This is a genomic window from Microcella pacifica (assembly GCF_009371975.2).
Taxonomy (GTDB): domain Bacteria; phylum Actinomycetota; class Actinomycetes; order Actinomycetales; family Microbacteriaceae; genus Microcella; species Microcella pacifica.
In genome coordinates, this window is the sequence record NZ_VIKT02000003.1 from 37339 (window position 1) to 61175 (window position 23837).

The 23837-nt window shown below is 68.1% G+C and carries 22 protein-coding genes and 1 tRNA gene; 8 read left to right on the forward strand and 15 right to left on the reverse strand.

What is annotated here, in order from left to right; all coding sequences use genetic code 11:
• Positions 1 to 3 precede the first annotated feature (3 nt).
• From FK219_RS02295 to FK219_RS02305, 3 genes are all read right to left on the reverse strand, one after another.
• Positions 4 to 1296: a PhoH family protein gene (locus FK219_RS02295; RefSeq protein ID WP_152582224.1), complete on the reverse strand. Its 1293-nt coding sequence runs from the start codon at positions 1294 to 1296 to the stop codon at positions 4 to 6.
• Between the two features lie 260 nt (positions 1297 to 1556).
• Entirely contained in the window at positions 1557 to 2678 is a 1122-nt protein-coding gene (locus tag FK219_RS02300; protein ID WP_152582093.1) for an aminotransferase class V-fold PLP-dependent enzyme, read from the reverse strand.
• Positions 2679 to 2706: 28 nt separating this feature from the next.
• Entirely contained in the window at positions 2707 to 3498 is a 792-nt protein-coding gene (locus FK219_RS02305) for an isoprenyl transferase (protein WP_152582094.1), read from the reverse strand.
• 80 nt (positions 3499 to 3578) lie between these two features.
• Here FK219_RS02305 and trhA point away from each other — a divergent pair, with 80 nt between their 5' ends.
• Positions 3579 to 4346: a PAQR family membrane homeostasis protein TrhA gene (gene trhA, locus FK219_RS02310; protein ID WP_152582095.1), complete on the forward strand. Its 768-nt coding sequence runs from the start codon at positions 3579 to 3581 to the stop codon at positions 4344 to 4346.
• Here the strand turns inward: trhA and FK219_RS02315 are convergent.
• Entirely contained in the window at positions 4290 to 4577 is a 288-nt protein-coding gene (locus FK219_RS02315; protein WP_152582096.1) for a hypothetical protein, read from the reverse strand. The two genes, trhA and FK219_RS02315, sit on opposite strands and share 57 nt — an antisense overlap.
• 141 nt (positions 4578 to 4718) lie before the next feature.
• Between FK219_RS02315 and FK219_RS02320 the strand changes: the two genes are divergently transcribed.
• Positions 4719 to 5123 (forward strand): DUF4307 domain-containing protein, encoded by a 405-nt coding sequence (locus FK219_RS02320; protein WP_152582097.1) that lies wholly within the window; start codon positions 4719 to 4721, stop codon positions 5121 to 5123.
• 66 nt (positions 5124 to 5189) lie between these two features.
• On the forward strand, positions 5190 to 5681 hold the full coding sequence (gene greA, locus FK219_RS02325; RefSeq protein ID WP_152582098.1) for a transcription elongation factor GreA: 492 nt from the start codon (positions 5190 to 5192) through the stop codon (positions 5679 to 5681).
• A 61-nt stretch (positions 5682 to 5742) separates the two neighbouring features.
• Here the strand turns inward: greA and ilvA are convergent, their stop codons facing one another.
• The 6 genes from ilvA to FK219_RS02355 form a co-directional block, all read right to left on the reverse strand.
• The gene (gene ilvA, locus FK219_RS02330) at positions 5743 to 6984 is read right to left on the reverse strand and encodes a threonine ammonia-lyase (RefSeq protein ID WP_152582099.1); all 1242 of its coding nucleotides are present in this window, start codon (positions 6982 to 6984) and stop codon (positions 5743 to 5745) included.
• On the reverse strand, positions 6981 to 8156 hold the full coding sequence (locus FK219_RS02335; protein WP_168212434.1) for an AI-2E family transporter: 1176 nt from the start codon (positions 8154 to 8156) through the stop codon (positions 6981 to 6983). Before FK219_RS02335 ends, ilvA begins: the two co-directional genes overlap by 4 nt.
• Positions 8157 to 8239: 83 nt before the next feature.
• Complete coding sequence (locus FK219_RS02340; RefSeq protein ID WP_152582100.1) at positions 8240 to 9316, reverse strand: ABC transporter ATP-binding protein; 1077 nt, start codon at positions 9314 to 9316, stop codon at positions 8240 to 8242.
• Positions 9313 to 10128 carry an ABC transporter permease gene (locus FK219_RS02345; protein WP_328821572.1) on the reverse strand — a complete coding sequence of 272 codons (816 nt, stop codon included), beginning with the start codon at positions 10126 to 10128 and terminating at the stop codon, positions 9313 to 9315. The genes FK219_RS02340 and FK219_RS02345 overlap by 4 nt, the downstream gene beginning before the upstream one ends.
• Positions 10125 to 11072, reverse strand: coding sequence for an ABC transporter permease (locus tag FK219_RS02350; RefSeq protein WP_407941878.1), 948 nt, complete (start codon positions 11070 to 11072; stop codon positions 10125 to 10127). The genes FK219_RS02345 and FK219_RS02350 overlap by 4 nt, the downstream gene beginning before the upstream one ends.
• A gap of 10 nt (positions 11073 to 11082) precedes the next feature.
• Positions 11083 to 12207 carry an ABC transporter substrate-binding protein gene (locus FK219_RS02355; protein ID WP_152582101.1) on the reverse strand — a complete coding sequence of 375 codons (1125 nt, stop codon included), beginning with the start codon at positions 12205 to 12207 and terminating at the stop codon, positions 11083 to 11085.
• 202 nt (positions 12208 to 12409) lie between these two features.
• Between FK219_RS02355 and FK219_RS02360 the strand changes: the two genes are divergently transcribed.
• Positions 12410 to 13648 (forward strand): winged helix-turn-helix domain-containing protein, encoded by a 1239-nt coding sequence (locus FK219_RS02360; RefSeq protein WP_152582102.1) that lies wholly within the window; start codon positions 12410 to 12412, stop codon positions 13646 to 13648.
• Between the two features lie 36 nt (positions 13649 to 13684).
• Here the strand turns inward: FK219_RS02360 and FK219_RS02365 are convergent, their stop codons facing one another.
• Together FK219_RS02365 and FK219_RS02370 are read right to left on the reverse strand one after the other, a co-directional pair.
• Entirely contained in the window at positions 13685 to 14560 is an 876-nt protein-coding gene (locus tag FK219_RS02365) for a M48 family metalloprotease (protein ID WP_152582103.1), read from the reverse strand.
• Positions 14561 to 14592: 32 nt separating this feature from the next.
• On the reverse strand, positions 14593 to 15159 hold the full coding sequence (locus FK219_RS02370; protein ID WP_152582104.1) for a LemA family protein: 567 nt from the start codon (positions 15157 to 15159) through the stop codon (positions 14593 to 14595).
• A 174-nt stretch (positions 15160 to 15333) separates the two neighbouring features.
• On the opposite strand from FK219_RS02370, the gene FK219_RS02375 reads away from it, so the two are divergent.
• The 3 genes from FK219_RS02375 (at position 15334) to FK219_RS13890 (ending at position 18277) form a co-directional block, all read left to right on the forward strand.
• Positions 15334 to 17406, forward strand: a complete 2073-nt coding sequence (locus FK219_RS02375) for an Ig-like domain-containing protein (RefSeq protein WP_152582105.1) — start codon at positions 15334 to 15336, stop codon at positions 17404 to 17406.
• A 12-nt stretch (positions 17407 to 17418) separates the two neighbouring features.
• Positions 17419 to 17492, forward strand: a tRNA-Leu gene (locus FK219_RS02380).
• 410 nt (positions 17493 to 17902) lie between these two features.
• Positions 17903 to 18277 carry a DUF4145 domain-containing protein gene (locus FK219_RS13890; protein ID WP_165638015.1) on the forward strand — a complete coding sequence of 125 codons (375 nt, stop codon included), beginning with the start codon at positions 17903 to 17905 and terminating at the stop codon, positions 18275 to 18277.
• A 70-nt stretch (positions 18278 to 18347) separates the two neighbouring features.
• Here the strand turns inward: FK219_RS13890 and FK219_RS14055 are convergent, their stop codons facing one another.
• Together FK219_RS14055 and FK219_RS02395 are read right to left on the reverse strand one after the other, a co-directional pair.
• On the reverse strand, positions 18348 to 18737 hold the full coding sequence (locus FK219_RS14055; protein ID WP_328821573.1) for a tyrosine-type recombinase/integrase: 390 nt from the start codon (positions 18735 to 18737) through the stop codon (positions 18348 to 18350).
• Entirely contained in the window at positions 18668 to 19282 is a 615-nt protein-coding gene (locus FK219_RS02395; protein ID WP_152582108.1) for a hypothetical protein, read from the reverse strand. Before FK219_RS02395 ends, FK219_RS14055 begins: the two co-directional genes overlap by 70 nt.
• A gap of 161 nt (positions 19283 to 19443) precedes the next feature.
• Here FK219_RS02395 and FK219_RS02400 point away from each other — a divergent pair, with 161 nt between their 5' ends.
• Positions 19444 to 22284, forward strand: coding sequence for a class I SAM-dependent DNA methyltransferase (locus FK219_RS02400; protein WP_152582109.1), 2841 nt, complete (start codon positions 19444 to 19446; stop codon positions 22282 to 22284).
• Between the two features lie 213 nt (positions 22285 to 22497).
• On the opposite strand, the gene FK219_RS02405 is transcribed toward FK219_RS02400, so the two are convergent.
• A complete protein-coding gene (locus tag FK219_RS02405; protein WP_152582110.1) occupies positions 22498 to 23817 on the reverse strand; it encodes an NAD(P)/FAD-dependent oxidoreductase in 1320 nt (439 codons plus the stop codon).
• Positions 23818 to 23837 lie beyond the last annotated feature (20 nt).

The following is a 23837-nucleotide window of genomic DNA, read 5'->3' on the forward strand; positions in this document are numbered from 1 at the left end:
GTCTCAGGCCAGTTCGTTTCCCTCCAGGAGCTCGGTGACGAGCGCCGCGATCGCGCTACGCTCGCTGCGGGTGAGGGTGATGTGGCCGAAGAGCGCGTGACCCTTGAGCGTCTCGATGACGCTCGCGACGCCGTCGTGCCGCCCGACCCTCAGGTTGTCCCGCTGGGCAACATCGTGCGTGAGGACGACCTTCGAGTTCTGACCGATGCGGCTGAGCACTGTCAGCAGCACGTTGCGCTCGAGCGACTGCGCCTCGTCGACGATCACGAACGCGTCGTGCAACGACCGACCCCGAATGTGCGTGAGCGGCAGCACCTCGAGCAGCCCGCGCTCGATGACCTCGTCGAGCACGTTCTGCGAGACGACTGAGCTGAGCGTGTCGAAGGTCGCCTGCGCCCAGGGGTTCATCTTCTCGCCCGCGTCACCCGGCAGGTACCCGAGCTCCTGCCCTCCGACCGCGTACAGGGGCCGGAACACCATGATCTTGCGCTGCTGCTGGCGCTCGAGCACCGCCTCGAGACCCGCGCACAGCGCGAGCGCCGACTTGCCGGTGCCCGCGCGGCCGCCGAGAGAGACGATGCCGATCTGGGGGTCCATGAGCAGGTCGATCGCGAGGCGCTGCTCGGCCGAACGGCCGTGCAGTCCGAAGATGTCGCGATCGCCGCGCACGAGACCCACGATGTCGTCACCGACAACGCGCCCGAGGGCCGAACCGCGGTCGGAGTGGATGACGAGAGTCGTGTTGACGGGAAGCTCCCGCACCGCAGCGCTCGAGATCGTCTCCCGGTCGTAAAGGTCGGCCATCTGCTCGGCCGAGAGGGTGATGTCTGCCGTCCCGGTCCATTCGCTGTCCACCGCGAGCTCGGCCCGGTACTCCTCGGCCGCGAGACCGACGGAAGAGGCCTTCACGCGCAGGGGGAGATCCTTCGAGACGACCGTGACCGCGAGCCCCTCCTGGGCGAGGTTCAGCGCGACGGCGAGGATGCGCGAGTCGTTGTCGCCGAGTTGCAGGCCGCTCGGCAGCACCGACTGATTCGAGTGGTTGAGCTCGACACGCAGCGAGCCGCCCTCCTCCCCCACCGCAATCGGGAAGTCGAGGCGCTCGTGCTGCACCCGCAGCTCATCGAGGTGTCGCAGCGCCTGACGCGCGAAGTACCCGATCTCCGGATCGTGGCGTTTCGCCTCGAGCTCGGTGATGACGACGACGGGGAGGACGACGGCATGCTCCGCGAACCGGAACATGGCTCTCGGATCGCTGAGGAGGACCGAGGTGTCCAAGACGTAGGTGCGCTGCATCACCTCCGTCGTCGACGCCGTGGTGCGGGATGTCTGGGAGGAGGTTCTCGATGCGGCCACCAGTGCTCCAACCCCGGAAGCGCGGGCGCCCCCGGACTCATCTGACGTGATCGGCCGGGGGCTCGCAAGACGAACTTCCGGCCGTCTCGATCAGGCGCTTGCCTGATGAGCGCCACGCTATGCCTCCCGGCGCGCTCGACGCGCAACGACACGCGCGTGTTGCCTGTTGGTTCACCGAGGAGGGGTCCCCGGGGCTCACCTCACGGCCGCGTCGCCGCCCGGAAGGTGAGCAGCGCGGTGCGCAGGAGTGCCAGCGTGTCCTCGCCCGTCGACACGTGCGCACTCAACCGCACGCGCCCCTCCCGACTGGTCGCCGAGATGCCGTGGTTGTGCAGAGCGGCGGCGAGCACGCCGAACTGGTCGGCATCGGGCTCGACGACCACGATTCCCGCCCGCTCCTCGTCCTCCCGCGGGGAGACGACCGGAAGGCCCGCCTCGTCGACGAGATCGAGAATGCGGGCGGTGCGCTCGAGCACCACCGGGGCAATGACATCGACGCCGACTCGGACGACGGCCTCGACGGCCGCGGCGAGCCTCGCCTCGGCACCCGGGTCTGCGGCACCCACCCGGAAGGCCCCCGCGTCGTCCTGCGGCGGGAGTATCTCGTGAACAGGCTCGACCGAGCCCTGCGCGAGCCACCCCGACCAGACGGGCGTGAGGCTCTCGCGCGCCCGATCGGAGAGCACCAGGAACCCGGTTCCGGGGCCGGCGCGCAACCAGGTGCGACCACCGCCCGCGATCACGTCGGCCACCTGCCAGGGAGCATCCACGACACCGGCACCCTGCGAGGCGTCGACGATGAGCAGGCGGTCGCCGATGACTTGGCGCACCCCCTCCAGATCGACGACCTGGCCCGTGCGGTAGTCGACGAGGCTCACGACCACCGCCACGGTGTTCGCCCCTACCTGCGCCTTCACCACGCCCGGCGTCACGCGCTCGTGCTCGGGCACGAGGTCGCGCGGCACAAGAACTCCGAGAGCCTCCGCCGCCCGCGCGAGGGCGTAGCCGACGGCAGGGAACTCGCCGGGCGATGCGGAGACTCCGCCCGTCAACCCGAACATGACGTGCATGAGCGCCTGCGAGGCACTCGGCTGGAAGACCACCTGATCGGGGCGGAAGCCGAGCATCTCGCCGAGCGCGGCTCGCACCCGGGCATCCTGCTCAGAGAGCGTCTGGAGCGCGCCGAAGCGCGCACGCGAGAGGAGCTCGGCGTGCGCGCGCTCCTCCGCGAGGACCGGGTCGCCGACGGGGGCGAGACGGGCGAAGTCGAGGTAGCCGGGGTCTTCGTGGAAGTCGGCGATGAACGCATCGAGGGCTGTCATGAGGGTCTCCAGGGGTGAAGCACCGAGCCTACTGGCCGAAGCGGCGCTGACGGCGCGAGAAGTCGCGCAGGGCCCGCAGGAAGTCGACCTCGCGCAGGTCGGGGCCGAGCGCCTCCACGAAGTAGAACTCGCTGTGGGCACTCTGCCAGAGCATGAAGTCGCTCAAGCGCTGCTCGCCCGAGGTGCGGATCACGAGGTCGGGGTCGGGCTGCCCTCCCGTGTAGAGGTGCTCGGCGATGTTCTCCGGGGTAAGCAGCTCGCCGAGAGCGTCGAGGGTGCCGCCCGCCGACGCATGATGATGCACGATCGACCGCACGGCGTCGGCGATCTCACGCCTGCCGCCGTAGCCGACGGCGAGATTGATGTGGAGTCCGTCGTGGTCTCGCGTGCTCTCCACGGCGGCATCCAGCTGGGCCAGAAGCGGCTCGGGCAGTCCTTCGCGGCTGCCCACGTGCTGCACTCGCCAGTCGCGGAACTGCGAGAGGGCGCTCGCGAGCTCGCCGATGATGGGGATGAGCTCGCGCAGCTCCTCCGACTCGCGCCCGGTCAGATTGTCGGTCGAGAGCAGGTAGAGCGTGACGACCCCGATGCCGGCGTCATCGCACCAGGTCAGGAACTCGCGAATCTTCTCCGCTCCAGCGCGGTGCCCGTGAGCACTCGTGCCGCCGGCCCGCAGTCGGGCCCAGCGCCGGTTGCCGTCGAGGATCATCGCGACATGACGAGGGTGCGTGGCATCCGACAACTGATGCCGCAGCCGACGCATGTAGAGCTGGTAGAGCACGCCGCGCCCGCGGAGACTTCTCCTCGATTGCACAGCCATCACGGTAGTGCACCGCGCTCACATTGTTCACGGCCTCCAGTCGAAAGGCGCCTGCGAGGTGGGCGGGCTACGATCGCGGCATGACGCCTGCCGCCGAGGAGCCCGTGACCACTGCCGCAGACCGCGTCGACGAGGAGCCCGCGGCGGACATCCCGAACGTCCCCTTGCTCGAAGAGTCGATCGAGTACGAGCAGATCGAGCAGCGCGAGGAGAAGCCGACCTGGCGCGGCTGGATTCACGCGGGCACCTTTCCCCTGGCGATCGTCGCCGGCATCGTGCTGCTGGTCGTCGCCGATGGCGTCGCGGCCACGTGGTCGAGCGCCGTCTTCATGACCTCGTCGCTCCTGCTCTTCGGTATCTCGGCGACGTATCACCGGTTCCACTGGAGCACGCGCACGCGCATTCTGCTCAAGCGTTTCGACCACGCCAACATCTTCCTACTCATCGCCGGCACGTACACGCCCCTGGCGATCATGGCGCTGCCGCCCGACAAGGGCTACCTGCTGCTCGCGCTCGTCTGGGCGGGCGCTCTGCTGGGCATCGGCTTCCGCGTGTTCTGGATCTCCGCGCCGCGCTGGGCCTACGTGCCGCTCTACGTGCTGCTCGGCTGGGCGGCGGTGCTGTACATCGTCGACCTCTTCGCCGCGAGCCCGGCGATGATGACGCTCGTCATCGTGGGAGGGCTCGCCTATACGGCCGGTGCGGTCATCTACGGTCTCAAGCGCCCGAACCCCGTGCCGGGCGTGTTCGGCTTCCACGAGATCTTTCACACCCTCACGGTCGTGGCCTTCCTATGCCACTGGACGGGCGTCCTCATCGTCGCCCTCGACCCGCCGTTCGGCGGCTGAGGCCTGCTCGGCCTCGAGGCGTTCGCGCACTTCTCCGCGATACCGCACACGCCGCACCCGCCGTGACATGTCGATGACGAGCAGAATCGCGCCGATCGCGACGAGGAGCGTCACGACGAAGCCGATGACGCCCGGCGTCACGAGGTTCTCATCGACCTGGATGGGCGAGATGAGCGGGTCGTCCACGGGGTTCGGCCCGATGCCGGTGGGAAGGGCGGTCAGCCAGTGCACGCATGCTCCTCGGGTCGGTGGGCGTGGTAACCACGCCGAAGGGGAGGGCGCCGGGCGCTCGCTTCTCAGCGGCGCCGACTACCCTGAGAGCCACACTACCGAGCGCACCCGGATGCTCGCCGACCAGCCGCACAGGAAACCATGACGACGACCCAGCATCTCCTCGATGAGCGCTACGGGCGCAGCGCGGGGAGTGAGCGCCGCACTCGCGGCATCCTCATCGGGGCAGCGATCACCCTCGCCGTGGTGCTGACCGCGTGGGTCGTCTGGGGCGGGCTCTCGGGCACGAGCGCGACGCTCGAGACGCGTGAGCTGGGCTACACCGACGCCACCGACACCTCGATCACCGTGCAGTGGGAAGTTACGGCACCACCGGGCACCCCCGTGCACTGCGCGCTGCAGGCGCTCAACAGCAGCTTCGGCATCGTGGGGTGGACGATCGTCGAGATCCCGGCCTCCCCCGAGCGCACCCGATCCCTCGCGCAGACCGTGCGAACATCCGAACCAGCAGTGACGGGTTTGCCGTACCGCTGCTGGCTCCCGTAATATCCTCAGATCACTGCGGCGAGCCGACCCACCGGGTCGGCTCTGTTGCGTCAGGAGGCAGACAAGATGAGCGACACCACCGACACGAAGTGGCTGACCCAGGAGGCCTACGATCGCCTCAACGCCGAGCTCGAGCAGCTCAGCACGGAGGGTCGGGCCGAGATCGCGCGGCGAATCGAGGCTGCCCGAGACGAGGGCGACCTCAAGGAGAACGGCGGGTACCACGCCGCGAAGGACGAGCAGGGCAAGATCGAGGCGCGGATCAGGACGCTCTCTGCCCTGCTGAAGAGCGCGACCGTCAGCGAGGCGCCCCAGTCGAGCGGCGTCGTCGAGCCGGGAACGGTCATCGTGGCCACGATCATGGGCGATGACGAGAAGTTCCTGCTCGGCAGTCGCGAGATCGTCGGGGACGGTGGCGAGCTCGCGGTCTACAGCGAGCAGAGCCCGCTCGGTTCGGCGATCCTCGGGCTCAAGGTCGGCGACTCGACGAGCTATGAGGCGCCGAGCGGCGCGCAGGTCTCCGTCACGATCGTGAACGTCGAGACCTACACCCCCTAGCGCACGCTAGAAGTCGACGCGCGGTTGATACCCCGTAACGCGTGAGCGTTGCGCGTGGACGCTAGAAGTCGACGCGCGGTTGATACCCCGCCTCGCGCAGCGCACCCAGCACCTGCTCGGCGTGCTCGGGGCCACGCGTCTCGATGTGCAGTTCGAGCTCGACCTGGCTGATCTGCAGCCCCGTGCCGTGGCGCGTGTGCAGCACTTCGACGACGTTCGCGTTCTGCGAGGCGACGATCTCGCTCGTGCGCGCGAGCTGGCCGGGCCGATCGGGCAACGGGATGCGCAGCTTGAGGTAACGCTCCCCCGCCGCGAGGCCGTGGCTGATGACGCGCTCCATGATGAGCGGGTCGATGTTGCCGCCCGAGAGGATGACGACGGTCGTACCCTGCGCGCTCACCTTGCCCTGCATGACGGCGGCGACTCCGACGGCGCCGGCCGGCTCGACGACGAGTTTGGCGCGCTCGAGCAGCACGAGCATGGCCTGCGCGATGTCGTCCTCCTCGACCGTGACGACTTCGTCGACGGCGTCGCGGATGATCGCGAAGTTGAGAGTGCCCGGTCGTGCGACGGCGATGCCGTCGGCGATGGTCGAGCCGATCGCGATGTCGGTCGGCTCTCCCGCGGCGAGCGAGATGGGGTACGCGGCGGCGTTGGCGGCCTGCACGCCGATGATGCGGATCGTGCGCCCCTCCTCGGCGGCGCGTCGCTTGAGCACGCTCGCGACGCCACTCGCGAGCCCGCCTCCCCCGATCGGGATGACGACGGTCTCGAGGTCGGGCACCTGCTCGAGCAGCTCGAGCCCGAGCGTGCCCTGACCCGCAACGACATCGGGGTGGTCGAACGGCGGGATGTAGATGGCGCCCGTGCGCTCGGCATACTCGGCGGCGGCCTGAAGCGGCTCCGACACCGAGTGGCCCCGCAGCACGACCTCGGCTCCGTAGTCACGTGTGGCCTGGAGCTTGGGCAGGGCGACCCCGATGGGCATGAAGATCGTGGCGTGGATGCCCAGCTCGCGCGCGGCGAAGGCCACGCCCTGCGCGTGATTGCCGGCACTCGCGGCGACGACACCGCGCGAGCGCTCCTCCTCGGTGAGCCGCGCCATGCGCGTATAGGCTCCACGAATCTTGTACGAGCCGGTGCGCTGCAGGTTCTCGCACTTGAGCAGCACGGTCGTGCCGAGGATGTCGCTCAGGTAGCGCGAGGTCTCGATGGGGGTCGTCTCTGCGACTCGCCGCACGAGGAGGCGCGCTGCCTCGACATCGTCGAGTGTGGGGCCGGCCAGCGTCACGGGTATCGTCATGCTCGCCTTTCTGTCGTGGGGGGATCGTGCTCGTGGGGCGATATGACGCCGGCGAGGCTCGGCCGGGGGTTGGTGCGCCACTGCCCACGAGAAAGGTAGCGGACGACGACGTTGAGAACCGCAACAAGGGGGACGGCGAAGAGCGTACCCGGGATGCCTGCGAGGAATCCGCCGGCCGCGACGGCGAGCACGACCGCGAGCGGGTGCACCTTGACCGCGGTGCCCATGACGAGGGGCTGCAGCACGTTGCCCTCGAGCTGCTGCACGAGCAGCACGATGCCGAGCATGATGAGTGCGATGACGATGTCGTAGTAGACGAGGGCGACGAACACGGCGAGCGCGCCGGTGACGACGGCGCCGACGATGGGCACGAAGGCGCCGAGGAACACCGCGACCGCGATGGGGAGCGCGAGCGGCAGCTGCAGGATGACCGCCCCGAGCCCGATGCCCACGGCGTCGACGAACGCGACGAAGATCTGCACCTTCACGAAGTTGGTGAGCGTCAGCCAGCCCGCTCGGCCGGCGCCGTCGACGGGGGTGCGCGCACGGCGCGGGAACAGCCCCACGACGAACTGCCAGATGCGGCGCCCGTCGATGAGGAAGAACAGCACGGCGAAGAGCACGAGCACCGTGCCGGTGAGCACCTCGGTGAGCGTCGAGCCGACGGAGAGGGCGCCCGACAGCAGCCAGCCGCCCCCGAGGTCGAGCTGGGCGACCGTGTCGTCGACGATGACGCTGATCTCGTCGGGCGAGAGCTCGAAGGTCGTCGACACCCACGCCAGGAACTCGTCGTAGCGCTCGACCGAGCGCTCCTCGAGCGAGGCGTAGCCCGCGCGCACCTGCGAGACGACGAGCCACACGAGGAACGAGACGACCGCGAGGAGCGTGACCATCGCCGTCACGATCGCGAGCCAGCGCGGGAAGCGCAGGCGGGAGGAGAGCCAGCCCGCGTAGGGCACGAGCAGCGCCGCGATGAGCACGCCGATGAACAGCGGGATGACGAGGAGCCTCAGCTGGATGACGAGGAAGATGAGCACCCCGGCGGCTCCCGCGATCGCGAGGACCCGCCACGACCAGTCGCTCGCGATCCGCACGCCGGGCGGCACGTCGGGCGACACGGCGCCGTCGCTGGGCGCGCCGTCGCGCCCAGCGGAGCGGAAGAGACCGAGCATCCGGTCAGTCTACGAGCCGAGTGCGAGAGCCCTTCGCAGGATTCCGCGACGGGCATGCGCCCCGCGCTGCTCGAGAACTCGGCTCAGGCGCGCGCGACCGCGACGGGTCGGCCGGCGAAGCGCACGTGCACCGACTCCCCCGGCCTCGGGTTCACCGCGACCTCGTGCTGCACGACGATCTCGACACCATCGCTCAGGCGCACGCGCGAGCGGCGCAGCGGGCCGAGGAACGAGCTCGTGACGATGACGCCGGGCAGGGCTCCGCTCGTCGAGGGCGGCACGAGCTCGACATCCTCGGGGCGCACGAGTGCGAGCACCTCGCCGTCCGCGGCGCTCTCATCGAGGAGGGGGAGCCGCTGGCCCGCGGCCGCCACCTGCCCGCCCGAGACCGTGCCGGGGATCCGGTTGCTCAGGCCCACGAAATCGGCGACGAAGTCGTTCGCGGGGCTCGAGTAGAGGTCCTCCGGCGAGCCGATCTGCTCGATGCGGCCCGCCCGCATGACGGCCACGCGGTCGGCCACGGCGAGCGCCTCCTCCTGGTCGTGCGTGACGAAGAGGGTCGTGATGCCGAGCTCGGTCTGGATCTCGCGGATCTGCTCGCGCAGCTGAACGCGCACCTTGGCGTCGAGCGCACTCAGGGGCTCGTCGAGCAGCAGCACGCGCGGCCGCGTGACGAGGGCACGGGCGAGGGCCACGCGCTGCTGCTGGCCCCCGGAGAGCTGGTGGGCGTAGCGCTGCGCGTGCCGATCGAGACCCACGAGATCGAGGGCCTCGGCGGCGCGTCGGCGACGGTCCTCGGCAGGCACCCTGCGCATCCGCAGACCGAATTCGACGTTCTCGATGACGGTCAGGTGCGGGAACAGGGAGTAGGACTGGAACACCATGCCGATGTCGCGCTTGTTCGGAGGGGTCGACACGACGTCGACCTCGTCGATGAGGATGTGGCCCTCGTCGGCGATCTCGAGCCCGGCGAGAACGCGCAGCGCCGTGGTCTTGCCGCACCCGGACGGACCGAGCAGGGCGACGAACTCGCCGGGGGCGAGCTCGAGCGAGACGCCGTCCAGTGCCGTCATGCCGGGGAACCGCTTGACGACGTCGACGAATGCGACGGGGGCGGAGACCCGCGTGGGATCGGTCGTGGGGTGGGCGGTCGTGGTCATCGAGTCCTCCGGGTACTGGCGCGCCCGATCCACCCGATGACGAGCAGGAGGGCGAAGGCGAAGAGCAGGGACAGCAGAACGATGATGACGGCGATGAAGGGATCATCCTTCTGCACGATCACGAGCGCCGTCTGCAGGTTCTGGCGGTTGAGGAGCGAGGCGATCGTGAACTCGCCGAGCACGACGGCCACGGAGATGAACGCGGCCGCGAGAAGCCCGACCCTCAGGTTCGGCAGCAGCACGCGCACGATGACCGTGAGCCACGAGGCACCGAGCGAGCGCGCCGCCTCGGTGAGCGTCGTGATGTCGATCGCGTCGATGTTCGACTGCACGGCGCGATAGGCGAACGGCAGCACGAGGATCCCGTAGGCGAAGGCGAGGGTCCACACGCCGCTGCCCGCGGCCCGCGAGATGACTCCGTACACGGGCGCGAGGCCGACCACGAGGACGATCGCAGGGATGCTGATCGGCAGCAGGCAGATGAACTCGAGCACTCGGCGCAGCCGCGGCAGCTTGAGCGCCACGGTGATCATCGCGGGGACTAGCAGCACGAGCACGATGACGATCGTCGCGAGCGCGAGCAGGAGCGAGTTGCCGATCGCGACGCCGAGCACGCGGTACTCGGGCCCGACGTCGCCCGTGAGCACAGTCACCCAGCGGCTGACGTCGTAGCCGCCCTCGAGCCCCCGTCGCAGCGTGAACTCGACCATCGCGACGATGGGCACCGCGAAGATCGCGCCGATGGCGCCGAGGATCAGCCAGCGGGTGCCTCGCCGGGGCCCGGGGATTCCCGTGCCCGTGATCGCGCTCACTGCTGCCACCGTGCCGCGCGGCGCTGCAGGAGGGCGTACAGGGTCATGACGATCGCCATGACGACGATCATGCCGAGCGCGAGAGCGCCCGCGAGGTTCTCGCGCCCGAGGAGGGTCTCGCTCGTGAGGGCCGCCCGGATCTGCAGCGGGACGATGGACTGCCCCTGGCTCGTGAGGGCGGCGGCGGTCGCGTAGGAGGAGAAGGCGTTCGCGAACAGCAGGAGGAGCGAGCCGAGGAAGGAGGGTGCGAGCACGGGGAAGCCGACGCGCAGCCAGAAGACGCGCGTCGTGCCGCCGAGGGTCGCCGTCGCCTCGGCCCACTGCGGCTTGAGCGACTCGAGGGCCGGCATGAAGATGATGATCATGAGCGGCACCTGGAAGTAGATGTACGGCAGGATCAGGCCGGGCGCCTCGTAGAGCCACACGCCCTCGGCGAAGATGTCGATGCCGAACGTGTCGAGCAGCAGGATCGTGATGAGGCCCTGGATGCCGATCGTCGCGACGAACGCGAAGGCGAGCATGACGCCGCCGAACTGCGCGAGGACGCCGCTCGCCGCATCGATCACGGAGCGCAGCGGGCCCGCCGACCTCGTGCCGATGAGGGCGTAGCAGACGAGCGCTCCGACCACGGCGCCGATGAGGGAGGTCACGGCGGAGAGCTGCAGCGTGGTCACGAACCCGCTCACGACGAACGGGTCGGCGAGGGCGGCGACGTTGTCGAGGGTCAGGGCGCCGTCGGCGTCGAGGAACCCCGTGGCGACCGCGAGGAACGTGGGGATCGCGAGGAAGAGCGTGACGTAGATCGCGAAGGGCGCGACGCCCCACAGGGCGCCGCCGAACCGCGTGCCGCCGCGGCGCGTGCCGGTGGCGCGCGGTGCGTCGTCTCGGCCGGGCGTGGGGGCCGATCCCCGGCGCGCAGGGAGCCGGGGATCGGCCGTCGTCACGACGGGCGTGCTACTGGACAGCGGTCGCCCACTTCTCGCCGAGCAGTGCCGCCGCGGCGTCGCTCTGCTCGGAGCTGGGCACGACGGTGTCGGCGGGAGCCTCGGGAAGCGCCGCGTAGAGCGCCTCGTCGATCTCGCCGTTCTCGACCATCGATGCCTCGAGCACGGGGCGCGCTCCACCCTTGAGCCACAGGTTCTGCGCCTCGGGGCTGTAGAGGAACTCCTGCCACAGGCGCGCCGCGGCCGGGTGCGGCGCGTCGATGTTGATCGCCTGGTTGTAGTAGCCCGCGTAGCCGGTGCCGGGGAAGACCACGACCTCCCAGTTGCGCTGGCCGTCGAGGTCAGCGGCGTAGCCGGCGTTGAGGTAGTCCCAGTCGAAGACGACGGGGGTCTCGCCGGAGGCGACGGTCGCGGGGGTCGGGTCGATCTTCACGAAGTTGCCCGCAGCGTTGAGCTCCTCGAAGAAGTCGATGCCGGCCTGGAAGTCGTCGAGCGTGCCGCCGTTCTGCACGGTCGCCATGCCGACGGCCGCGAAGGCCGCGCCGGCCTGGGTCGGGTCGCCGTTGATGGCCACCTTGCCGCGATAGTCGGCGCCGAGCAGATCCTCGAGGCTCTCCGGGGCGGGAACGGCGTCGGGGTCGTAGCCCACGGCCATGTATCCGCCGTAGTCGCTCCAGAACAGTCCGTCCTCGTTCTTGAGCGCGTCGGGGATGTCGTCCCAGCGCTCGACGAAGTAGGGGGCGAAGTAGTCGGTGCTCGCGAGAGCGACCGAGAGGCCGACGTCGAAGACGTCGGGAGCGGTGTCCTGGCCCTGGAGGTTCTCGGCCGCCTGGATCTCCTCGGCGCTCGAGGAGTCGGGGGCCGCCTCGGTCACCGTGATCTCGGGGTAGCGCTCGATGAACAGGTCGAGGATCTCGCCGTAGTTGGCCCAGTCGCGGGGAAGCGCGATGACGTTGAGGGCGCCTTCCGCCTTCGCGGCCGCCTCGAGGTCGGCGAAGGTGCCGAAGTCGGCGATGCTCGTGGCCGTCGACGCGTCGAAGCCGTCGGCGGGAGCGTCGGTCGACGCGCAGGCGCCGAGGGTGAGAGCGGCCGTCGCCGCGAGGGCGACGGTGGCGAGAGTGCGGGTGTTCTTCACGAATCCTCCGTGTGATCGTGCGCGGCGGCCGAGGCTGTGTTCTCGACACGGGAAACCACGTATTTCTCGAAAGCTAGAGAGCGCCGGTGTCCGGCACGCCCGCGCGATGTGAACGGCAGGACAACGCGCGGTTGCTACTCGGCCGCCGTCGGTCCGCCCCGCGGGTCGGGCGCACGTCGGCCGCCGCCGCTAGCGTGGCGGCGTGCCCACTTTCCCCGCTGCGCCGCGCACGGCTCGCAGGCTGTCCTCCTCCCAGGCGCGCCGCCTCGCCCTCTCCGCGCAGGGGTTCGGCCGCCCGCATCCTGAGGCCGTGACGAGCCGCCAGCTCTCGGCGGCGCTCGATCACCTGGGCGTGCTGCAGCTCGACTCGGTCACCGTCTTCGCACGGTCGCACTACCTGCCGCTCTTCGCGCGACTCGGCACCTACGACCCGGCGAGCCTCGACCGGCTGATCTTCAGCGCCCGCGGCCGCTACACCGAGTACTGGGCCCACGAGGCGGCGATCATCCGGCGGGAGGACTGGCCGCTGTGGCACTGGAAGCGCGAGGCCCTTCGGGAGCGCTTCACCTGCACTCAGCCCTGGGTGCGCGAGAACACCGCGATGCTCGACTGGCTGCTCGCCGAGCTCGCCGAGGTTGGTCCGATGACCGTCTCGGACGTCGAGCACGAGGCGACCGCGCGTCGCGGCCCCTGGTGGGGCTGGAGCGACGTCAAGGTCGGCCTCGAGTACCTCTTCGCGTTCGGCGACGTCGTGAGCGGCGGGCGGCGGGGCTTCTCGCGCATCTACGCCCTCCCGCACCAGGTCGGCATGACCGCCCTGCACGCTCAGCGCGTCGCGCGCCCCGATGCCGAGCGCGAGCTCGTCCGTCGCAGCGTGCGCGCCCTCGGCGTCGGCACGATCGGCGACATCGCCGACTACTACCGTCTGAAGATCGCCCCGACGCGGGATGCCCTGCGCGCCCTGCTCGCGGCCGGCGAGGTCGAGCAGGTCGAGGTCGAGGGGTGGCAGCGCGCGGGCCGCCCGCTGCCCGCGTTCGTCGTGCCCGGCGCGAGCATCCCGCGCCGCCTCGAGGCGACCGCTCTGCTCTCGCCGTTCGACCCCGTCGTGGCGAACCGCGACCGCGCCCTGCGCCTCTTCGACTTCGCGTACCGCATCGAGATTTACACGCCCGCGCCCCAGCGCCAGTACGGGTACTACACGCTGCCCGTCCTCGTGGACGAGATGCTGCTCGGGCGGCTCGACCTCAAGAGCGACCGCCAGGCGGGCGTGCTGCGCGTGCAGTCGGCCTGGGTCGAGCCGGGGGTGCAGGCCGGCCACCTCGCGGAGCGCGTGGCCCCGCTGCTGCGGCGGGCTTCCGCGTGGCAGGGGCTGGGAGACGTCGTCGTCGCGGACCGCGGAAACGCGAGCGCTGCCGTGCGCCGAGCCGTCGACGGGGAGTGACGCGGGGAGTGATGCGGGGGCCGACGCACGGTCGAGCTAGAAGCGCGTCGAGTTCTCCATGAGGCGCTTGACGCGATCCGGGATCGGCGGGTGCGTCTGGAACATGCGGTCGACGATGCCGGGCTTCATCGGGTCGCTGATCCACAGGTGCGCCATCGTCGAGTTCTGCTTGCGCATGGGGCGCGCGTAGTCGCCGAGCTTCTGCAGAGCGCTCGCGAGCGCCTCCGGGTCGCGCGTCGTGAGAGCGCCCGTCGCATCGGCGAGGTACTCGCGCTGCCGGGAGACGGCGGCCTGGATGAGGCTCGCGACGAGCGGGGCCACGATCATCGCGACGAGGCCGAAGACGAGCACGATCGGGTTGCCGTTGTTGCGGTTGCCGCCGAAGAACGCCATGCGCACGAGGATGTCGGCGAGCAGGCCGACCGCGACGACGAGCCCGAACACGATCGTGGAGACGCGGATGTCGTAGTTCTTCACGTGGCCGAGCTCGTGCGCCATGACGCCCGTCAGCTCCCGGTCGTCCATGAGCTCGAGCAGGCCGGTCGTCGCCGCGACGCTGGCGTGCTGGGGATCGCGACCCGTCGCGAAGGCGTTCGGCGCCGGATCGTTGACGATGTACACCTTGGGCATGGGGAGCCCCTCGGTGATGGCGAGGTTCTCGACGATGCGGTAGAGGCGCGGGTTGTCGCGCTTCTCGATCTGCCGGGCTCCCGCCATCGAGAGCGCCTGCGAGCTCGACGCGAAGTACTGGAACAGCACGTAGGCGGTCGCCCCGATGAGCGTGCCGATGAAGATCGTCATGCCGCCGCCGTACAGGTAGTCGGCGACGAGGCCGAGACCCCCGATGAGCAGCACGAACACGATGATGATGAACACCGTGTTGCGCTTGTTCGCCGCGATGGCGCGATACACGTGCGGTTACTCCCTGCTCGCGAGCGCGGTGATCAGAACTGCACGCGGGGAGGCTCCGCGATCGCCGCCGAGTCCGCCACCTCGAAGAAGTCGCGCTCGGTGAAGCCGAGACCGCGCACGAAGAGGGTGTTGGGGAACTGCTTGATCTTGACGTTGAGCTCCCGGACACCGCCGTTGTAGAAGCGGCGCGAGGCCTGGATCTTGTCCTCCGTGTCGACGAGCTCGCCCTGCAGCTGCAGGAAGTTCTGGCTCGCCTGGAGCTGCGGGTACGCCTCGGCGACCGCGAAGATGCTCTTCAGGGCCTGCTGCATGTGGTTCTCGGCCGCGCTCGCCTCGGCAGGGCCCTGAGCGCTGAGCGTCTCCGCCCGCGCCTTCGTGACGTTCTCGAAGACCTGCTTCTCGTGCGCTGCGTAGCCCTTGACCGCCTCGATGAGGTTGGGTAGGAGGTCGGCGCGGCGCTTGAGCTGCACCGTGATGTCGCTCCACGCCTCGTCGACGCGCACGTTGAGGGTGACGAGCGAGTTGTACGTCGCCCACAGGTAGATGCCCGCGATGACGACGAGGAGGACGATGACGCCGACGATGACCAAGAATTCCATGAGCACAGCATAGAGCGCGCTTCCGCACCGCAACAGGCGCCAGGCTTGGTGACTCCTGTGCAGGCGCCCAGCAGTCACCGGCGCAACGCGCCATGATGGTCGCGAGGATGGTCCGATGTCGGCACGTCGACAGCACCGAGGGCCGTCGCCCTCACGAGCGGAGAGGGGATGCGCATGGGCCGCTCGTCGTCGTCCGCGCGCGGGATGCTCCACCTCGCGATCGTCGCGGCCGCCGCGGCCGTCCTTACCGCGCTGCCCCCGGTGCCGGCTGCCGCCGCAGCCTCGTTCACGGAGCCGGCGAGCGACTTCAACGGCACCGGGCAGGTGGTACTGCAGGGCACCAAGGAGGCGGGGAGCGCACTCGAGCTGCGCCGCGCCGGCGCGGGCGTGGTGTGCACGATCGCCGCCTCCCCCGCGACGACCTGGCAGTGCCCGACCATTCCGGTGCCGAACGGCGAGAAGACCTTCACGGGCCTGGAGACCCTCCCCGACGACTCGGTCGAGCCGCTCGACCTCCTCGTGCTGCGCGTCCTGCGCCCACCCGTGCTCGAAGGCTCGGGCGGGCAGGTCACGACCACGGGCCGGTTCACCGGTCAGGCCGAGCCCGGGGCGAGCATCCAGTTGCAGTCCATCGGCCCCGGCGCACCGCAGCAGCACTCGTGCCCTGCCGCGGTCGGCAGCGGCTTCTGGTCGTGCGCCATCGTGCTGCCCGAAGGCGAGCACGAGGTGCGCGTGCGGCAGTCGCTGCCCTCGCTCGGCCCGGAGTACTCGGCCTACTCCCCCGCGACGATCGCGACGATCGACCGCACCCCTCCCGCCGCTCCCCTCATCACGAGCCCGCGCGACGGCGATGCGGTGAGCGGCCCGGACGTGTCCGTCGCCGGCCGGGGAGAACCGGATGCCCGGGTGCAGGTCTTCACGAACGGCGACATCGCCTGCGAGGCCGACGTCGGGCCGACCGGCGACTGGGACTGCGATCTCGGCCTGCCCGGGCCCGGCGAGTGGACCCTGCAGGCGCTGCAACGGGATGTCGCCGGCAACTTCAGCAGCGCCAGCGAGCGCGTCGAGATCACCGCCTCCCCCCGCGACCCCGACACGCCAGGAGGTGCGCCGGGCGGCCCCCCAGCGCCCGGCGCACCCGGGCCCGGCGCCACGGAGGCACCGCAGTCGGGCGAATCCCCCAGCCCCGACCCGACGACGCCCTCCAGCCCGACACCCGACGCGACCACGCCTCCCCTCCCGGACGATGGGAGCGGCCAGCCCGCGACCTCCCACTGGGGCACGCAGACGGGCTTCGGAAACGCGCTGCCCTCCGCCGAGCAGATCATCGAGCACGGCGGCTGGGCGCTCGCCCCCGTGGTGGCGCTCGTGTACGTGCTGCTCGTCGCCCTCCCCCTGCGCGCGTACGCGACGATCGTCGGCCCAAGGCTCGGCACGTCGCCCTGGCGCCTCACGGGGCGCAACCGGGAGGACGACGAGCCCGACGGCGCCCCCGACGAGCCGCCGGTCGAAGGCGAGGAACGGCCACTGCTCTCCCCCCTGCTCATCGTCGTCGCCACCTTCGCGGGTGCCGCCCTCATCGCCGCGCTCTCCGGCGGTATCGCCGCCGACGTGCGCTACATCAGGCTCATGGCCGCCATCGGGCTCGGGCTCGTGCTGCTCAACCTGCTCGCCGTCGTGCTCCCCGCGAGGATCGCCGGGCACCTGCTGCGCGCCCCGGCGCGTGCCAGGCTCCTGCCGGGCATCCTCGTCATCGCGCTCTTCGCCGCCCTGCTGTCGCGCTTCCTCGACCTGCAGCCACCCGTGCTGCTCGGAGTGCTGATCACCTGCCTCGCCCTCGAGCCCGCTCGTTTGCGCGCCCGCGGCGGAGTCGCCATCGCCCAGATCGGCGGCGTCGCGACACTCGCCCTGCTGGCGTGGGCGGTGCACACCCTCCTCATGCCCAGCATCGGCTTCTGGCAGACCTTCGCCGCCGAGACGACGGCGGCCATCGCGCTGGGCGGGTTCGGGTCGCTCCTCCTGCTCCTGCTGCCGGTCGGCCGGCTGCCCGGCCGGGAGCTCTACGCCGTTTCCCGGGGAGCGTGGGCGGTCGTCGCCCTCGCGAGCGCCGCCCTCACGGGCGCGATCGTCGCCTCCGGCGCGAGCTTCCCGCTGCTCCCCCTCGGCCTCGTCGCCCTCGGGGTCGCCGCGGTACTGACCGCCCTCACCGTCTGGGTGCGCTGGGTGGCACCGGCGCTCGACGGCTAGTGTGGCGGGCAGGCCCCGGTAGCCCAATTGGCAGAGGCAGGCGACTTAAAATCGCTTCAGTCTGGGTTCGAGTCCCAGCCGGGGCACAGCGAAAAGGCCCGGAATCACTGGGGCATTCAGTGACACCGGGCCTTCTCTGTGGGCCGAGCTATGCGGCAATCCCCTCCGTAACCCCTCGGGCGAGCTCGGCGAGTTGCTCGGCGACCACGGCGAGCGTTCTCCTCCATATGTCGGTAGCCTCGGCCATCATGGGGTCATGACAAATCCGTATGACGACGTTGTCGTGGCCTCCACTGGTAGCTCGTTCAGCACAGGATCGTCGAATGCATTCGTACAGGGCGATTGCCCAGAATGCGGTGCCCATCAGTTCATGGTCATTGCGAGGACTACGCCCATAAGCAAGGCCTGGTTGCGCTGCATTCAGTGCGGTCTCGCTCTCGCTGTAAACAACGACGTGGTCTCACCGCCTCTGCGGCCACTAAGGATTCCGTCGGGGGTGACGGGAGCCGAGCTGGACACTTGGAAAGAGGTGCGCGAATGTCTTGGGGTCGGCGCGCACTCGGCGGCTGTCATGCTCTGTCGCAAGCTTCTGATGCACGTCGCGGTGTCCCATGGATTGCCAGAGAAGGATGCAAAGGACCGAGCGCCCAACTTTGCTCAGTGCGTCGATCACCTCATTGCGGAGGGGATCGTCACTAAGCGCATGGAGCCATGGATTGACCGAATCCGCGAAGTCGGCAACGAGGCCAATCATGAGCTAGTTCCAGTCGGGAAAGACTCGGCGCTCGACGTTGCGATGTTCACCCAGAAGCTCTTGGAACTTGCGTATGAGATGGACGACACTATGGCCAAGGTCGGACCGCCGCAGTAGCTCCTAACCGATTCCGCGGAGCGGGGTGATAGAGGGCACCGAGGCGGCTTCGTCCAGCTTGCTCATCGCGTCAGAGTGCCGAGCGCTTGAAGAGGTGCACATAGGTGCTCTGCGTGATCGACACGTTGGCGTGCCCGAACCAGACTGACACGTCGTGGATGTCGATGCCCTCGGATGCACACACGCTCGCGTAGAAGTGCCGTAGGTCATGCCAGCGCATGTGCGGGATGCCAAGCCGCTGCAGGGCCGGGAGAAAGAGCGTAGCTAACAGGTGGCAGATGAGTATCTGCCCGTCCCACACCGGCGCACTGGCCTGCCATATTTGCCGGACGCGGCTAGGCGATGCGTGCGTCCGCGCACCGAGCGCGCGGCGAAGGCGGTGGCCGCCCCTCAGATTCCCCACTCGTATCGCTCGCGCCTGCTTGCATTCATCTTCATGATGTCGCGAGTTCGCGCCCACTCACTCGCGAATTCCTTTTCGCCAAGGTGCAAAGCAGTCCCGATAACGGTGTGTAGGGAGTCCAGGTCGCTTCGGTTTTGCGCCCGGAGGAAAGCCATAGCAAACTCGCTCGCAGTAATCGGAGGCGCGTCGTGTCCGTATTTGGTCATAACCTCGGCGCCCTTGAGCTCCTGCAGGATCTGGGCCGCAACATCACCGCCCTCGGCGGCCCGGAGCCAATGCGCGGTGGTGCCCCATGACCTACCCTCAAGAATCTCGACGATACCAAGCCCGGTGTAGGCAGGCAGGTGTCCCAGATCAGCTGATTGTCTCCACAGAGCTTGAGCATCGGTTGCACGACCTTCCACCATCGCGGCAACGGCCGATCGGTAGAGCTCACGCGAATGTTCTACGTGCGCGATCCTTTGCTTCGAGGGATTCGGTCCATGCTCGGCCCACTCGCCCATCCCGGCGCGTTTGTCTATAGCGCTCTTCACTCCGGTGACACCGGCGGCAACCACCGCCAACCCGACTACCCAGAGGGCGAAGGTGATCACAGGATCCATTCCTCGATCGTTGCACTCGGGGTCGAATCAGCGCAACGTAGGCATTCAACGAGCACCCAGACCTACGGTACGCCCCGCACCGCAACGCTAGACGCAAACGCGACTGACCCGATTCGGCGCGTAGCATTCGATTGCAGACAAGCCCTCAGTAATGTGAAGACGTGCCAGCGCAGAACTCCACACCCAAGCCCATCTCGCTCACCGAGATGCAATCCCGCGCGCGAAAGTTCGTTGCGGACTGGAATGGCGAATCCCGGGAACGAGCCGAGGCTCAGTCTTGGTGGAATGCATTCTTCGAAGTCTTCGGGGTGGAACGTCGGAGGTTGGCCATCTTCGAGCGCCGAGCGCGCCGAGCTTCGACTGGCGGCGACGGCAATATCGACGTGTTCATGCCTGGGGTGATGATTGCCGAGCACAAGAGCCTCGGCAAGGATGCGGGCAAAGGCACTTCGCAGGCCTTCGACTACTTGGAAGGCGGCGACATTGCCGCTCACGAGGCTCCAAGATATGTGATCTCCGCTGACTTCGACAGGATCGTGCTGACTGATCTTGAGTCAGACGATCCACCGCTTGAGTTCCAGTTGCGGGACCTCCCCAAGTACGTCCAGCGGTTCGCCTTCCTTGCAGGCTATGAGGCTCCCAAGAGACTCAGCGGAGAGGCCGAAGCGGTGTCCATCAAGGCCGCTCGGGAGATGGGCAAGCTCCATGAGGCACTGTTGGGAGACATCGAACCAGACGACAACTCAGAGGCCGCCGAAGATGCTGCGATCTTCATGACTCGCCTTCTGTTCCTGCTTTACGGAGATGACGTCGTGGGGCTCTGGGAGCCAGGTCTGTTCGAGTCGTACGTAAAGAACCGAACCTCGGCTGACGGGTCGGATGTCGGCTCGGCCATTGCGACTCTGTTCCAAGTGCTTGACACCGAGGATCGTAAGAAGGTTCCCGATGAGCTGAAAGCGTTTCCCTATGTAAACGGCGGTCTGTTCCGCAAACGAGTCAGCATCCCGTTCTTCGACAAGAAGATGCGTGACGCTCTGATAGTCGCGACTGAGATCAATTGGTCTGACATCTCGCCCGCGATATTCGGAAGCCTGTTCCAAGGCATGTCGTCTCGCGAAGAGAGGCGAAAGTCTGGTTCGCACTACACGACAGAAACGAACATCCTGAAGGTGTTGCGTCCGTTGTTTCTCGATGACCTCGAAGATCGGTTGCAGCGCTGGTGGTGGTCGTCACTCGAACTCGAGAAACTGCGGGTTGAGATCGGGAGTTATCGATACCTGGACCCTGCTTGCGGCGCAGGAAACTTCTTGATCGTCGCGTACCGCGAAATGGCCGACATCGAGTTTCGCATCATCAAACGCGTCCGGGAGCTGAAGGGCGAGGAGGACTACGCCCTCGACCCCACATGGGGGCTGCAAGTCCAGCCCGACCAGTTCGGCGGGATTGAACTCAACTGGTGGCCGGTGAAGATCGCCGAGACTGCGATGTTCCTGATGCAGCACAAGATCACTCAGCGGCTGGGGGAGATTGGTGAGCCGCCGGAGATACTGCCCATCGGAGAGTCGGCGCACATCCTGCATGGCGATGCACTCATCAATGACTGGAACGACGCCGTGGTCGCCACGCCGAGGACGTTCGTCTTCGGCAACCCACCATTCCACGGGCACAAGGAGCGCAGCAAAGAAGAGGTCGAGTCGCTCAAGGCCGCCTGGGGCAAGGACTACAACGGCAACCTTGACTTCGTGACTGCTTGGCACGCTAAGTCGCTTGGGTATTTGAAGGGCAAGGATCAGTCCCGGTTCGCCTTCGTAACGACGAACTCGATTGTCATGGGCTCGTCGGTTGCGGAACTCTTCGAACCGATCTATCGCGACGGGTGGCGCATCTCGTTTGCGCACCGCACCTTCGTATGGCAGTCCGAAGCCTTCGGGGCCGCTGCGGTTCACTGCGTGATCGTCGGTTTCGACAAGGGGAAAAGTAGCCCGCGCTTGTTCGTGTACAAGACCGGCAAGGGTCAGCCCGAGGAGATCGTCGCGACGTATGTCAATGCATACCTGCTCGATATGGAGGAGAACTTCGTTCGCCCTGTGACAACGCCGGTTGCACCCGATCTCGCGACGGTGTCCAGCGGCAACAATCCAATCGACTTCAAGCAACTGATCTTGGATGACGCTTCGTTCGCCGAGGCCATGGCCGATCCCATCGCCAAGAAGTACATCAAGCGGTTTGCCAACGGTGAGGATTTCATCAACGCGCTGTCTCGGTATTGCCTCTGGCTCGATGGAGCCGACCCAGACGACATCGCCAAGTCTGCGTTCCTCAAGAATCGCGTCAAAGCCCTCGCCGACAAGAGGCAGAACAGCGACCGCAAGGCGACGAAGAAGCTCGCCCTCACTCCCACTCTGTTCGGTGAAGTCCGCCAGCCGAAGGAGCGGTTCCTGGCGATTCCGCAAACCTTCACGGACAACCGCATGTACATGACGGTTGGATACCTGGAGCCAAGCACGATCATCGGGATGAAGATCTACTCGGTGCCCGACGCGAGTGGGTTACAGTTCGCGATCGCGTCCACGAGCATGATTATCACTTGGCAGAAGTCGGTGGGTGGCCGCTTGAAGTCTGACCCGAGCTTCTCCAACACCACGGTGTGGAATACCTTCCCACTCCGTGCGCTGTCTGAAGCGGAGAAGAAGAAGCTGATCGAGGCTGGCAAGGCCGTCCTGGCCGCGCGGCAAGCGAACCCCGGTTCACTCGCGCGACTCTACAACCCACTGACGATGCCGAAGGCTCTGCTGGCCGCGCACGCGGCGTTGGACAAGGTCATGGACGGCATCTTCGGGTTCCGGAAGGTGCCTACGGACTTCGAGCGCCAGAAACGGCTCTTTGAACGATTTGCAGAAGCTGCGTCGAGCAACCAGCTCGCGATTCAGCTCGACGCACCCTCGAAACCCAAACGAACTCGTCGCTCAGCGTCTGCAAGCCTGAGCAACCCCTCCGCATAACCCCTCCGAGTTTCGGCTATCCGCCGGTATCCGTCGGTATCCCTCGGTCGCCGAGCTTCGCCCGGGATTCCGCGCCCACGAGTTCCGCGGATCTCCCACGGTGTCCCTGGCTATCCCCAAACGCGGACGGCTTAAAATCGCTTCAGTCTGGGTTCAAATCCCAGCCGGGGTACTCCGCACGCGCGTGGACGCATAACCTGCGTCCACGGGCACTCAGCCCTTGGGGCGGGCGGCGAACTCCTGGAAGTACGCCGCGGGCTCCTCGCGCGCGGAGAGGCTCACGTTGTCGCGCCCGAGCACGAAGTTGCCGACCCAGTCGCCGACGACGCGCAGCTTGCGCTCCCACATGGGGATCGCGAGGCCGTGATAGCCGCGGTGCATGATCCAGGCCGGGAAGCCCGTGACGGCGAACTTGCCCGACTGGAAGGCTCCGTAGCCGATGCCGAGGCCGGCGACGGCGCCGAGGTTCTTGTGCTCGTAGTCCTTCGGGTCCTCACCGCGCAAGACGGCCACGAGGTTCTTCGCGAGCTGCTTGCCCTGACGCACGGCGTGCTGCGCGTTCGGAACACAGAACCCTCCGACACCGCCGCCTGAGAGGTCGGGCACCGCGGCGACGTCGCCCGCGGTCCACGCGGCGTCGACGACGCCGTTGTCGTCGATCACGCGCAGGTCGGGCTGCGCACGCAGGCGACCGCGCTCGTCGACCGGCAGGTCGGTGCCGCGCAGCACGGGGTTGGCCATGACGCCCGCCGTCCAGATGATGAGATCCGACTCGAGGCTCTCGCCCGTCGACAGTTCGAGATGCCCGTCGACAGCGCTCGTGAGCTGCGTCTCGAGGTGCACGATCGCGGCGCGCTGGGCGAGGTTCTTGAGAACCCAGTGGCTCGTCTTGAGGGACACCTCGGGCATGATGCGGCCCATCGCCTCGATGAGGTGGAAGTGCGTGTCGTCGATCGTCAGCTGCGGGTGATCGCGCAGCAGGGCGCTCGCGAGGCTGCGCAGCTCGGCGAAGGTCTCGATGCCGGCGAAACCGCCGCCGACCACGACCACGGTGAGCAGGCGATCGCGCTCGGGCCCGGCCGGCAGCAGGGCGGCGCGGTGGAAGTTGTCGATGAGACGGTCGCGCACCGCTACCGCCTCCTCGATCGACTTCATGCCGATGGCCTCATCGGCCACACCGGGAATGGGGAACGTGCGCGAGACGGAGCCGGCGGTCATGACGACGTGGTCGTAGTCGAGCTCGAAGGTCTCCCCCACCTCGGGCTCGATCGTGGCAGTCTTGCTCGCGTGGTTCACACCCGACACCTTGGCCGTGATGACGCGCGTGCTCCTCAGGTGGCGCCGGTGCGAGACAACCGCGTGACGCGGCTCGATGGAGCCTGCCGCGACCTCGGGCAGGAACGGCTGATAGGTCATGTACGGCAGCGGGTCGACGAGAACGACCTCGGCCTCACCCTTGCGCAGCCACTTCTCGAGCTTCAGAGCGGTGTAGAACCCGGCGTAGCCTCCACCGACGATGAGAATTCTGGGCACGAGAAAAACACTCCTTGATT